The organism is Micromonospora sp. NPDC093277 (assembly GCF_044765245.1).
Taxonomy (GTDB): Bacteria; Actinomycetota; Actinomycetes; order Mycobacteriales; family Micromonosporaceae; genus Micromonospora.
The window spans coordinates 336,483-349,129 of record NZ_JBIWJO010000001.1 but is presented as its reverse complement, the minus strand read 5'-3'; the positions used below and the strand labels follow the sequence as shown (position 1 = coordinate 349,129).

The 12,647-nt window shown below is 69.6% G+C and carries 9 protein-coding genes and 1 pseudogene; 7 read left to right on the top strand and 3 right to left on the bottom strand.

Translation table 11 applies throughout. From position 1 onward, the window contains the following. Positions 1 to 2 precede the first annotated feature (2 nt). Complete coding sequence (locus ACIRG9_RS01560; protein WP_402848531.1) at positions 3 to 971, bottom strand: aldo/keto reductase; 969 nt, start codon at positions 969 to 971, stop codon at positions 3 to 5. A gap of 159 nt (positions 972 to 1,130) precedes the next feature. Between ACIRG9_RS01560 and mgrA the strand changes: the two genes are divergently transcribed. From mgrA to ACIRG9_RS01540, 4 genes are all read left to right on the top strand, one after another. Beyond that, positions 1,131 to 2,120 carry an L-glyceraldehyde 3-phosphate reductase gene (mgrA, locus tag ACIRG9_RS01555; protein WP_402848528.1) on the top strand — a complete coding sequence of 330 codons (990 nt, stop codon included), beginning with the start codon at positions 1,131 to 1,133 and terminating at the stop codon, positions 2,118 to 2,120. 186 nt (positions 2,121 to 2,306) lie between these two features. Next, positions 2,307 to 4,583, top strand: coding sequence for a DUF4153 domain-containing protein (locus ACIRG9_RS01550; protein ID WP_402848526.1), 2,277 nt, complete (start codon positions 2,307 to 2,309; stop codon positions 4,581 to 4,583). 396 nt (positions 4,584 to 4,979) lie between these two features. Beyond that, entirely contained in the window at positions 4,980 to 5,483 is a 504-nt protein-coding gene (locus ACIRG9_RS01545) for a hypothetical protein (RefSeq protein ID WP_402848523.1), read from the top strand. A gap of 139 nt (positions 5,484 to 5,622) precedes the next feature. Further along, complete coding sequence (locus ACIRG9_RS01540) at positions 5,623 to 7,197, top strand: DHA2 family efflux MFS transporter permease subunit (protein WP_402848520.1); 1,575 nt, start codon at positions 5,623 to 5,625, stop codon at positions 7,195 to 7,197. A gap of 50 nt (positions 7,198 to 7,247) precedes the next feature. Here the strand turns inward: ACIRG9_RS01540 and ACIRG9_RS01535 are convergent, their stop codons facing one another. Continuing rightward, complete coding sequence (locus tag ACIRG9_RS01535) at positions 7,248 to 8,156, bottom strand: alpha/beta fold hydrolase (RefSeq protein WP_402848517.1); 909 nt, start codon at positions 8,154 to 8,156, stop codon at positions 7,248 to 7,250. A gap of 139 nt (positions 8,157 to 8,295) precedes the next feature. Here ACIRG9_RS01535 and ACIRG9_RS01530 point away from each other — a divergent pair, with 139 nt between their 5' ends. From ACIRG9_RS01530 to ACIRG9_RS01520, 3 genes and pseudogenes are all read left to right on the top strand, one after another. Beyond that, positions 8,296 to 9,138, top strand: coding sequence for an MBL fold metallo-hydrolase (locus ACIRG9_RS01530; RefSeq protein ID WP_402848514.1), 843 nt, complete (start codon positions 8,296 to 8,298; stop codon positions 9,136 to 9,138). A 279-nt stretch (positions 9,139 to 9,417) separates the two neighbouring features. After that, a pseudogene (locus ACIRG9_RS01525) lies at positions 9,418 to 9,809 on the top strand (hypothetical protein). Further along, positions 9,806 to 10,528 carry a DUF2637 domain-containing protein gene (locus tag ACIRG9_RS01520; protein ID WP_402848511.1) on the top strand — a complete coding sequence of 241 codons (723 nt, stop codon included), beginning with the start codon at positions 9,806 to 9,808 and terminating at the stop codon, positions 10,526 to 10,528. The pseudogene ACIRG9_RS01525 and the gene ACIRG9_RS01520 overlap by 4 nt, the downstream one beginning before the upstream one ends. Before the next feature lie 97 nt (positions 10,529 to 10,625). Here the strand turns inward: ACIRG9_RS01520 and ACIRG9_RS01515 are convergent, their stop codons facing one another. Further along, positions 10,626 to 12,452, bottom strand: coding sequence for a hypothetical protein (locus tag ACIRG9_RS01515; RefSeq protein WP_402848508.1), 1,827 nt, complete (start codon positions 12,450 to 12,452; stop codon positions 10,626 to 10,628). Positions 12,453 to 12,647 lie beyond the last annotated feature (195 nt).

The window sequence follows — 12,647 nt, the reverse complement described above, 5'->3', positions numbered from 1 at the left end:
GGTCACCTCCGGGTCCGGGCGCGAACCAGCCGGGGTACGGCCGCCAGCCCGGTGACCGGCCGGAACTGGCGGGCCGCGGTGGCCAGCGCGGCGTACTCGCCGTCGGTCAGGTCGATCTCTGCGGCGGCGGCGTTGCGCTCCACCTGCTCCACCCCGGACGCGCCGGGGATGGCCACCACGTTCGGGTGGCGCAGCAGGTACGCCAGCGCGATCTGGCTGGGGGTCGCGTCGTGCGCGGCGGCCACCTCGCGCAGCATGGCGATCAGCGCCGCGCCGCGTTCCAGGTTCTCCGGCAGGAAGTACGGGTTGGCCCGCCGCACCGCCCCGCTCGGCAGGTGCTTCGCGTCGTACCGCCCGGAGAGGAAGCCCTGCGCGAGCGGGCTGTACGCGATGACGATCCGCCCTGCCCGCTCCGCGTACGGGATCAGATCCTCCTCGGGACCGTGGTCGATCATGCTGTAGCGAACCTGGTTGCTCAGCACCCGGCGACCCAACGCCGCCTCGGCCGACTGCCAGCGGCGCAGGCTGTAGTTGCTGACCCCGACCTCGCCGACCAGCCCGACGTCCTGCAGGGCGCGCATGCCCCGCATCGTGGTGGTGTCGGCGACCACCGGGTTGGGCTGGTGCACCTGGTACAGGTCGATGCTGGTGACGCCGAGCCGGGTGGCGGAGGCGACCGCGCGCTGCTGCACCACCGGGGCGACCGGCAACACCGGAAGGATCTTGGTGGCCACCACGACCTTGGCCCGGTCGTCGCCCAGCGCCGCGCCGAGGATGCGCTCGCTGCGGCCGAAGCCGTACACCTCGGCGCTGTCGAAGAGGGTGACGCCCAAATCGACCGCCCGCCGGACGATCTCCGCCGCCCGGCGCTCGTAGTCGGAGCCGTAACCCCACTCCCTCGACCCGAACTGCCAGGTGCCGAGGCCAATCTTGGAGATGGGTTTGGCAGTGTCGAGCCGCACGACGCGCATGGCCTCGAAGCTACCCGCCGGCACGGCCCGGCACGCGCGTTCCGGCGTCCAGCACATCGGCGGGCTGGATCCCCTCAACCGCCTCCGCCGCACCTGCTGACTCCCTCGGCCCCGTTGCGGCTGAGGGCGGTCAGGCGGAGGAGGTTAGGGTCGGGGGTCGTGACCTACCTCGCCGCTGATGAGCGTTACGACTCGATGACCTACCGGCGCAGCGGGCGGAGCGGCCTGCGCCTACCCGCCATCTCACTCGGGCTGTGGCACAACTTCGGGCCGGACCGGCCCTACGAGCGGCAGCGGGACATCGTCCGGCGTGCCTTCGACCTCGGGATCACCCATTTCGACCTGGCCAACAACTACGGCCCACCGCCCGGCACCGCCGAGGAGAACTTCGGCCGGCTGCTCGCCACCGACCTGAAGCCGTACCGGGACGAGCTGGTCATCTCCAGCAAGGCCGGCTACCTGATGTGGCCCGGCCCGTACGGCGAGTGGGGCTCGCGCAAGTACCTCGTCTCGTCGTTGGACCAGTCGCTGCGCCGGATGGGTCTCGACTACGTCGACATCTTCTACTCGCACCGGTTCGACCCGGACACCCCGCTTGAGGAGACGATGGGCGCCCTCGACGCCATCGTCCGCTCCGGCAGGGCGCTGTACGTCGGCGTCTCCAACTACAACTCCGAGCAGACCGCCCGGGCCGCGGCGATCCTGCGCGACCTGGGTACGCCGCTGTTGATCAACCAGCCGTCGTACTCGATGTTGAACCGGTGGACCGAGGCCGACGGGCTGCTGGACACGCTGGAACAGGTCGGCGCCGGCTGCATCGCGTACAGCCCTCTGGCCCAGGGTCTGCTCACCGACCGCTATCTGCACGGAATCCCGGCGGACTCCCGGGTACGCACCAGCGTCTTCCTGAACGAGACCGACCTCGGCGAGGAGCGGATGGCCACGATCCGCGGCCTCGGCGCGATCGCCGAGCGGCGTGGCCAGTCGCTGGCCCAGCTCGCGCTGGCCTGGGCGCTCCGCGACCCGCGGCTGACCAGCCTGATCATCGGGGCGAGCAGCGTCACCCAACTGGAGGGGAACGTGGCCGCCCTGGACAACCTCGACTTCACCACCGAGGAACTGGGCGAGATCGACCGCCACCTGGGCTGACCGGCGACCTCCCTCCGGCCCGGCCTGTCCGGGCCGGAGCGGGTCCCGGACCGGGGCGGAGCGGGGTCGCGGGGGACCGGCCCGGCTCGGGTCTGCTGACCGAACGTGCCGCCAGGGCGATCGCGGGACAACGCCGGGTCGGGCTTGGCCCTACAGTGACGGCACCCTGTGATCAAGGAGTGTGCCGTGTCCGAAACGCCATCGGCGCCTGATTCTCCCGGGACCACCCCGGCGTCCAGGTCCACGGAGGGCGCCGTCCCGGCGGACGTCACGCCGTACCTGCTCGTCATGCCCACCGTGGACGGAGCGCCACCCGGGGTGGTGTGGCCCGGCCAGGAGGGCCAGCCCGCCTGGGCGATCCCGGTGACCGTGCCGCCCGGCACCCGCGGCTACGCGGTGTTCGTACCGCTGGTCCCGGCGGGCGAGGAGCAGCCGACGGCCGTCCCCGCGCAGCCCGCCGGCTCCCGGCTCATGGTGCCCGCGCCGGGTGTTCCCACCCAGGCGACCCCGCCGGCCGTCGAGGGCACGGGTGGCGCTCCGGCACCGGCCGGCACCGAATCCGCACCGGCGTCGAGCCCTGCCGGCACCGCACCGGCGTCGAGCCCGACCGCCTCGGCCGAGGCCGTCCCTGCTGGGCCGTCAACCGGCGCATCGGACACCTCACCCGCAGTCCCGGAGCCGGCCGCCAGGGCAGCCGACGGAACGGCGGCCGAGGAGACGGCGGCCGGGAAGACTGCGGCCGGCGAGAAGGCGGCCGACGGACCGGCGACCGCGGGCGCCCCGGCGGCTGGCACGGCGCCGTCGCCGACCCGCATCATCCCGCCCACCGCCCCGCAGACCTTCGCCACGCCGGCGGCGGCACCGCCCCCACCCCCGGGCTATCCGCCGCCGTACGTCGTGACGCAGCCCGTGCTGCACCCCGGCGGCGGCTGGGGACCCCGCCCCCCGCAGCCTCCCCGGACCTCCTTCCTCAGCGCCCGCTGGCCCGGGCCGAAGCAGGGCACCGGGCGGGCGGTACCGCTCGCGGTGCTGGCCGGCGCACTGGGCACCGCGTTCTTCGTACCGCTGAGCCGGGTCGGCATCGGCTGGTTCCTCGGCTGGCTCACCCTGACCCTCGGCGTGCTGCTGGCGGTACGGCGGCGCACCGCCGACCTGCCCCGCACCGAACGCCTGATTCGCGGGGGCTGGGCGGCGGCGGCGCTGGCCCTGCTCGCCGTCCTCGCCTTCCGTAACGCGTGGTGGCTGGTGACGTTCTGCGTGCTCGGCGCACTGGGCTGCGCGACGCTGGCCATCGTCGGCGGCCGGCTGGTCCGCTCAATCCTGTTCGGCCTGGTCGCGACGCCGTTCGCGGCGTTCCGCGGCCTGCCCTGGGTACGCCGGCACATCACCGCCTCCCCCGACGCCGGGATGGTCCGCCGGGTCGCCGGCTCGGTGATCGCCACCGTGCTCGTGCTGGTGGTCTTCGGCCCCCTGCTCGCCTCGGCCGACGCGGCCTTCTCCGAGGTGCTCGCCGCGATCGTCCCCGAGATCAGCATCGGCACGGTGTTCCGCTGGTTCTTCCTGGCCGCCGTCGGCGGGCTGATCGCCGTCGCGGCGGTCTACACCCTGGCTGCCCCGCCCGACCTGTCGACCGTGGACAAGCCGAGCACCCGTCGCCTCGGCCTGCTGGAGTGGGCCCCCGCAATCGGGGCGCTGACGCTGCTCTTCGCCGGCTTCGTCGCGGTGCAGTTCACCGTGCTCTTCGGCGGCGAGCGGCATGTCCAGAAGGTCGCCGGGCTGAGCTACTCCGAGTACGCCCGCAGCGGCTTCTGGGAGCTGCTCTTCGTCACCCTGCTCACCCTGGCCGTCCTCGGCGGAGTCAGCCGCCTGGCCAGCCGGGAACGGCCGGTCGAGCGCAGCGTGCTGCGGATCCTGCTCGGCCTGCTCAGCGCGCTCAGCGTGGTGATCGTGGTGTCGGCGCTGTCCCGGATGTGGACGTACCAGAAGGTCTACAGCTTCACCGGCGAGCGGATCTTCGTAATGGCGTTCGAGCTGCTGCTCGGGGCGATCTTCCTGATGATCCTGGCGGCGGGCGTCCGGTGGCGCGGCGGCTGGATCCCCGGCACGACCGTCGCCCTGGCCGTGACGATGCTGCTCGGCCTGGCGGTGCTCAACCCCGAGGACTACGCCGCGCAGCGCAACATCCTCCGGTACAAGCAGACCGGCAAGATCGACGCGTGGTACCTGCGGGCCCTCTCCGCGGACGCCACCCCCGCCCTGACGAGGCTCCCCGATCCGGTACGCCGCTGCACGCTGAGCTGGATCGCCGACGACCTCGACGAGTCCGATCCCTGGTACGCCTGGAACCTGGGCCGGTACCGGGCCCGACAGGAACTCGCCCGGCTCGGCCCGGATGCGGTCGGCGGGCCGAAGGACTGCCGCAAGGCCGACCAGTTCGACCTGCCCAAGACCCGCACCCGGTGACGTCACTGTCGTGGGGGGGGGGGGGGGGCCGGCCCCCCCCCCCCCCCCCCCCGGGGCGGGCCCCCCCCCCCCCCCCCCCCCCCCCCCCCCCCCCACGGGACCGTCCAGGATCGGCCACACCCGGCAGCCTCGCTAATTCACATTGCCGTCTATCGATGCACTAACCATCGCAAACATACCCGGCGTATCCCATCTGACCATGCCCAGAGAATTCCGACACATGGCGTATCCCGCACCGCGACCGAGCCGTCTTCGCTGGCCGTAGCGCATCGAAGTGGATCGTGACGGACGCGACAGGCGCGATCATCTAGTCACGGGCATCAATGCATGATAGAAATTGCCAAGGCCGGCCTCCGCTTCGTAGATATTCGACCAAGACGCGAATCAGGAGACGCCATGTCAACGACCCGTAGCACCCTGCGCCGCCGCACGCTCACCCTGCTCCTCGCGGGCATCGCGGCGGTGGTCACCGCCCTCGGCTTCGGCACCCCCGCCTTCGCGGTCACCCACGCCAGCGCGACCACCCAGTTGCGCAACGCCGGCATCAGCTGGGTCTCCAGCGGCAACTGCAGCGACCGCAACACCCCGACGTGCACCTCGTTCGAGGGCATCCGGCAGGCGACGATCGACGGCATCATCACCTTCAAGCGGGCCAGCGGCTGCGCCATCACCATCACCGGCGGCACCGAGACCGGGCACTCCAGCGGCACGTACAGCCACTGGAACGGCTACAAGGTCGACATCGCCAAGACAGCCTGCGTCAACAACTGGATCAACAGCGCATACACCTACGTCGGCTACATCTCCGGCTGGGGTTACCAGTGGCGGGCGCCGTCGGGCAACCTCTACACCGACGAGGGCAACCACTGGGACATCCTCTACTACACCTGCGGCTGCTGACGCCTGACGCATCGACGCCCTGGTGGGGGCCGGTCCCCCACCAGGGCGTCCCGCCCGTCGTGAGGCCGGGGACGGGACAGTCCGCCCTATACGCCTAAACATACATATAAGGACTTCCGCCTCGGTAGCATCCGGACCTATGACCGAGCCGAGCCGGACCGGCGCCCACGACGCAGGTCCGCACCGGCCGTCACGGTCCGGCATCGACCCGAAATGGTGGACGCTCACGGCCGTCAGCCTGGGCACCTTCATGCTCCTGATCGACCTCACGATCGTGAACGTCGCGCTGCCGGACATCCAGGCGTCGCTGGGTGCCTCCCTCTCCGACATCCAGTGGGTCGTCGACGCGTACGCGCTGACCCTCGCCGCCCTCCTGCTGACCGCGGGATCGCTCGCCGACCTCTACGGCCGCCGCCGCCTCTACGTGGTCGGCCTGATCGTCTTCACCGGGTCGTCAGCGCTGTGCGGCATCGCCCAGTCCCCGCTCCTGCTCGAACTGTCCCGCGGCCTCCAGGGCATCGGCGGGGCGATCATGTTCTCCGTCTCACTGGCGCTGCTGGCGAACGCGTTCCGGGGCGCGGAACGCGGGTTGGCCTTCGGCGTCTGGGGCGCCCTGGCCGGGCTCGCCGCAGCCGTCGGACCCATCATCGGCGGCGTCCTGGTCTCGGGCCTGTCCTGGCGGTGGATCTTCTTCGTCAACGTGCCCATCGGCGCCATCGCGCTGGCCCTGACCATGCTGCGGGTCGTCGAGTCCCGCGACGAGCAGGCCGCGCGCCCGGACTGGCCGGGCTTCGTACTGTTCTCCGGGGCCCTGGCCAGCCTGATCTACGCGCTCATCGAATCCGGGCGCAGCAGCTTCACGGCCACACCGGTGATCGCCTGCTTCGCCGCCGCCGCGGTGCTGCTGATCGCCTTCCTGCTGGTCGAGACCCGAAGCCGGCACCCGATGTTCGACCTACGCCTGTTCCGGGTGCCCACCTTCGTCGGAGGCGACATCGCCGCGTTCGGCCTCTCCTTCAGCATCTTCGCCATGCTGCTCTACGTGGTCCTCTACCTGCAGAACGTGCTCGAATACAGCGCACTGCAGACCGGCGTGCGGCTGCTCGTCCTCTCCGTCGGCGTCCTGGTCGCCAGCGGCGTGGCGGGACGGCTGAGCACGAAGGTTCCGGTACGCGCCCTCATCGGTCCCGGGCTCGTCCTGGTCAGCGTCGGGTTGCTGCTCATGCGCGGCCTGACCGCGGCCTCGTCGTGGACCCACCTGGTTCCCGGGCTGATCGTGGCCGGAGTGGGCGTCGGGTTCGTCAACCCACCGCTGGCCTCCACCGCGGTCGGGGTCGTGGAGCCACGACGGTCGGGGATGGCCTCGGGTATCAACCTGACGTTCCGGCAGGTCGGCCTCGCCACCGGCGTCGCACTGCTGGGCACCCTGTTCGCCAACCGGCTGACCTCCGTGGTGCAGTCCCGGGCGGCCGGCACCCCACTCGCCCCGCACAGCGCCGAGATCTCGACAGCACTGCGCAACGGCAGCGTGAGCCGGCTGTTCGCGGCCGTCCCGCCGCAGGAGCGCGGCCTGCTCGTCGAAGTCGCGCGCGGCAGCTTCGCCAGCGCCCTGGACGAGATCCTGTGGATCGCGGCGATCGTCACCCTCGTCTCCGGGGTCGTGTCCTTCTTCCTGATTCGCTCGAAGGACTTCGTCTCGCCTCCGCAGGGGTGATCGGGCCGGCGGAGACTCGCCCTTCGGTCCCCACACCGGCAGCGGGCCTGTCAGGCGTATGCGTTCTGCCGCACCGGGACGACGCGGGTGAGGAAGTCACGCATCAGGGATGCGATCTCGTCATACTTGTCCTCCAGGGCGAAGTGCCCGGTGTCCAGCTCGTGGAACTCCGCTGACGGCAGGTCCTTGAGGATGTTGCGCTGCACCTCGCCGGGGAAGATCTCGTCGTTCACCCCGGTCGCCACCAGCACCTGCGGCCGGCGTTCGCGCACGAACTGCTGCATCGCGGAGAAGGTGGGCGTGTTGTTGTGGATGTCCCCGAGCAGGTCGAGCATGAGTTCATCGACGCCGGGGCGGTCGATCAGGGCCTTGTCGACCAACCAACTGTCCGGGTCAACGCGAGAGGTGTCCCTGACGCCGAACAGGTACTGGCCGCGTATTCCGTCCGCCCCCAGGTACTCACGCGCCACGGCCTGCCGCCGCTCGGGTGACGGGTCCTTCCAGTATTTGCCGAGTGTCTCCCACCAGCCCTCGGGTGCCTCCGGATAGAGCGGCGCGTTCTGCATCACGATCGCGGAGATCCGCTCCGGGTACTTCAGCGCCAACCGGTACCCCACCGGCCCGCCGAAGTCCATCACGTACGGGGTGAACGACCCCACGTGCAGTCGGTCGAGGAATTTGTCCACCACCTCGGCCAGATTGTCGAACGTGTACCGGAAGCCGCCGCGGTCGGGCACGCCGCTGTGGCCGAACCCGGGATAGTCGGGAGCGATCAGTCGGTACGCCTCGGACAGACGGGGCATGAGGTTACGGAACATACGCGACGAGGTCGGAAAACCGTGTAGTAGGAGCAGGACCGGGGCGTCCGGCGGGCCCGATTCCCGGTAGAAGACGTCGATCCCGTCAACGGCGGTCGAGCGGTGATGGACCTGGAGGCTGCTACCGACGGCGCGGGTCATGACCGTGCTGTTCCCCGCCCGGCCAAGGGATAACGCCCTGCCGCACGGGGATACCCCACGGGTGATCAGCCGAACAATTCAGGCTGTCACCTGACCCGTCCGCCGAACCAACGACGGAACCGATCCGGGGAGACGTGTGATGGCCTTGTCCTACGACAGCATCGTGACGCTTCCGCCGCGATCGGTGCGGCCCGACGGCACGAAGACCGGTCCGATCCCGTCCTGGTCGCCGATCTCCGCCACACTGATTCTCGGCGACCGTTCGGCGGTCCTGGTCGACTGCCCTCCAACCGTGGAGCGGGCGTCCGAGGTCGCCGCCTGGATCGAGGCGTCGGCTCGGCAACTCGTCGCGATGTACGCGACACACGGCCACGGCGACCACTTCATCGGCTTCACCGAGGTGAGCCGCCGGTTCCCGGACGCGCGCCTGCTCGGTACGCCGAAGACCGTCGCCTACGCCCGTGAGCAGGCCTCCCCGCCGACCATCGACGAGCGCTGGCGGGCCGCGTTCCCCGGCCAACTGCCCGAGGACATCCGCCTCCTTGAGCCGGTCGACGGGACGTCCCTCGATCTGGAGGGGCACGAGATCCGGTTCGTGGCGGCGGGATTCACCGACACCCACGACACGACCTTCGTCCACGTTCCGGACCTCGGTCTCGTCGTCGCCGGGGACATCGCCTACAACGAGGTGCACCTGCACACCGCCGAGACCGACCACCAGCGGCGCGGCGAGTGGATCGCGGCCATCGACGCCATCAGCGCGCTCGACCCGTCCGCCGTCGTCGCCGGACACAAGAAGCCCGGTAACGACAACGACCCGCGTCACCTGGACGAGACGAAGGGGTACCTCCGCGACACCGACGAACTGCTCCACGTCGCCCGCAGCCCGGACGAGTTCGTGGATCTCATGATGCAGCGATATCTGGCCTGGGTGAACCCAAACATCCTGTGGAGCTCGGCCCGCGCGCTCGTCACCGCCTGAACCGCTTGTCAGGCCCGAGGATCTGGCGATCACAAGCCGCGCTGGACGGCCTGGTCGAGGAGGCGCGGGGCAAGATCAGCACCTGATCTGGCATGGTTCTGGCACACAACCGCCGGAGAGCGGCAGAAACGACAAAAGCCCTGGTGGGAGATCATCTCCCTCACCAGGGCTTTTCGCTCGGGTGGGCCGGAGGTACCACCATGCGAACCACACCGCCACGATCGCCGGTGACCCACTACCGCTGAGTTTGCCCAGCTCACGCGGATCGGGCGGTGCCCGATGAACCGGGCCCGACCGACCGAACCGCTGGTGCGGTTCGCCGATGCGGAAGAGATAAACCCGTTCCAACTCCTTCTCGATCTTCATGACCATGCCGTCGCTCGGACGCCGGGACCCGGACTCGATGACGTCCTGACGGAGCTGGCATTGTCCGCTGCGGTGGTGTCCTGGTGGACTCGCTGGCAACCCTCAATGATCCACACCGCGTTGCGGGCGGGCGCGGACCTGACGGACATCGCGAAAGCGACCGGTCTCGACGCGAGCGACGTCCTCCGGCGGTGGTGGCGATGGGCTGAGTCCAGACGCGGCTGGACATCAGCGGACGTCCGTCCATGGACCCCATCGAGGTCCGGGCCATCGAGCGTCGGCTCGGGCTGGGGGTGGTTCGGTGACGCCGACCCGGCTGGCCCGAGACGTGAGCACGGTGGCGGTTGCCGGGATTGCTGCCTGGTCGTCGTGGAGTCACATGGTCGCCGTGGCGTTGAGGTTCGGTGAGCGTCCCGAGGTCGCCTACGTACTTCCGCTGTCGGTCGACGGGATGCTGGTCGTCGCGTCGGCGGCCATGGTCGAGGACAAGCGCGCCGGCCGGAGGGTGCGCTGGTCGGCTCGTACGGCGTTCGCGGTCGGGGTGGCGGCCAGCGTGGCGGCGAACATCGCCGCCGCCGAGCCAAGCCTCGGAGCGCGGATCGTGGCGGCCTGGCCAGCGGTGGCGCTGCTGCTGGTCGTGGAGATGCTGACCAGAGCGCAGCCGGTCCCAGGCAACGGCCATCGGACGTCAGACACCGCCCAGCCGCCTGCCTCTGACGCTGCGTCCGCGTTGCCACTGGTGTCGCCTTCGATGGAACTTGTGACCGAGATGAAGGAGGCGCAGCTGGCTGGGGCCTCCGACGGTCCGGCGACGAACCAGGTGTCGGCGCCCCTCCGGCGGCAAACCTCACGACGCAAGGGGGTGACGGGACGCGCGGAGCGGACAGCAGACGTTGTAGCCCGGCTGCGTGCCGAGCGTCCGCAGGCCAGCCCGGCCGAGCTGGCTCTGGCCGCCGGCGTGTCCGAACGTCATGTCCGACGCCTTATGGCGGAGAAGCCCCCACCGAATGCCAGCGGCGGGTAAAGCTCTACCGGGGCACCAGCTGACTGGTGTACGACCCGAGCCAGCCGTAGATACCGCAGCCGCCGACGCCGTGGCTCAGCGATTACCTTCGGGGCCGTCAGTTCGTCTGTCCGGTCGGTAGGTGCCGGCCGATGTAGCCGACATAGATCCGTCCGCTCTGCGCCGTATCGTCGTAATAGTGCATGCGAGGGCTAATCATCGCGAACTGAGCGATCTTGAAATGCGCACCCATGAAGATCTCGGCCGCCGGAATGACGGAGACCGGCACGGGTAGCACCCGCTTCCTCCAGAACGCCGGGTTGGTTCGGACCTCCTCGCTCTCGTCACGGGCGTGTCGTCGCGTCGGCCACTCGTGGCAGCCATCCGGAGTGTTCTCCAGGAAGCCATGCACGTCCCGACCCCAGCGCCCGTCTGCCTTCGCCGCTGCATAGTCCTGGAGCACCAACAACGCGTCCCAGGTCTTCGAAGCCCAGGCGCCCAGGGGGTCGTTGCTGTCAAGTTCCTCAGCGCAGTCAGGATCGCCCGTGAACACGACGTGCTGGAGTCTTGGCAGCCAACGGAGCAACTCACCGAAGCTGTCCGGCCGGGAGACGTCCGCTTCCGATGGCTGCGCCGTCCACGCCACCTCTGCTTGCCCCATAGAGGCGAGCCGGTGGCGCAGCGTCCGTTCAGTCTCCGCGGACCGGGTCAGGCGTTCAACCGCGTCCCGGTTCTCGATCTGCTCATCATCCAGCTGCCATTTGACGTCGTGATACGCCTTCTGTGTCTCATCGAGTTCGGCCTGGAGCTGCGCGAATCGGGCTGCGATGTCTTTCTGAGCCTCCTGCGATGACCGACCGACCTCGATCAGACGCACGATCTCGTCGATCCCGTCGACGGTCAGGTCATCGACCCCTACCTTGATCTTCAGGTAGTCCAGCAACATGCCTTGCTGCGCGCTGGCGCCACCTTGCCGGCGGTCACTCTCTCGCGTCTCGACGGCCGCTGCCTGGGGTTGCGACGGAACGAGCGATGGCCGCTTCGAACTGACGTCGCCGAGCCGGTGCACCAACATGTCGTCGGCGATACGTTCCAGCATCCGGTGTACCCGCGCCACCGATGCGGGTAGCGGTTGTTCGAGAGCCTGCAGTTGGGCGTTGGAGGCGAGGACCCGCGCGAGCCGGGGCTGTTCGTTGTCGTCGGCGATCCGTTCGGCGCTCAGCACCCGGTGCCGCAGCCTGTCGACGACGGAGTCCGGTTGCATCTGGGAGCGAAAGGTACGAAGTCGGCCGGGCAGTACGAGGTGGGCCTGGCCGAGCCGGTCGTTGAGCAACTGTGTGGCCTCCCCGTCCAGCACGTAGCACGAGGCCATGCCGATGGTGAACCGGGTCAGGTTGGCGATTCGGTTAGTCCATGGGACTGAAGGCAGCGAGTCGTCGTTGCCTGCGACGAAGACGACACCTCGTCGCTCGGTGTCGATGAGGGCTCGGTGGACCTCGTCGACTTCGTCGCCCCGGATGACGATTGGTCGCGTCGTCAGACGTGCGGCACCGTCCCAGGCATCGATGATTTCGAGCATGGGCGCGAGAAAGCGAGGGGTGCCTGCGAGGCGGGGGCGGCTGCGTGGGTCCTCGCTGTCGGGGTCGGGGGATTCGATGTCGATCCAGGCCCACGCCGCCCGCTCTCTCGCGTTGGGCGAATGTACGGTCAGTTGGATGATCCACTGCCCGTCCGGCTTCGTTTCGACGATCCGTACGCGCGTTGACGTCGATCCATCCTGCCCCTCGTGCTGCAGTAGGAGGCCCCTGACGTTGTCGCCGATGGTCGCCCACTGATTCTCTTGAAGCGCAGACGGATCCCAGCCCTTGGGGCCCGCGATCCAACGGTCGAGTTGTTCCCGTACCAGTGGCTGCAGATGGTTCCGTTCGCGGTGGGTCGTAAACACAGACCTGAAACCGAGCATTGCGCCGTCCCGAGGGGTTACAGGCGAGAGGGCTGCGCCGAACGCGTCGCCGCACTCGCTCGATGCGGCCCCGCTGACCTCCGTCTGCTACTCCAGCACCTGGTCTTGGTTCGGAAGCTGGAGTAGCAGCGGCGGTGTCGAGGTCGGCATCTGGACAAGGAGAGGTCAATCCGCTTG

Bases quoted from the DNA above. Each gene is read 5' to 3' on its own strand.
- ACIRG9_RS01560 (WP_402848531.1), bottom strand. From the start codon at position 971: ATGCGCGTCGTGCGGCTCGACACTGCCAAACCCATCTCCAAGATTGGC.
- ACIRG9_RS01545 (WP_402848523.1), top strand. From the start codon at position 4,980: ATGTCAACGACCCGTAGCACCCTGCGCCGCCGCACGCTCACCCTGCTC.
- ACIRG9_RS01540 (WP_402848520.1), top strand. From the start codon at position 5,623: ATGACCGAGCCGAGCCGGACCGGCGCCCACGACGCAGGTCCGCACCGG.
- ACIRG9_RS01535 (WP_402848517.1), bottom strand. From the start codon at position 8,156: ATGACCCGCGCCGTCGGTAGCAGCCTCCAGGTCCATCACCGCTCGACC.
- ACIRG9_RS01530 (WP_402848514.1), top strand. From the start codon at position 8,296: ATGGCCTTGTCCTACGACAGCATCGTGACGCTTCCGCCGCGATCGGTG.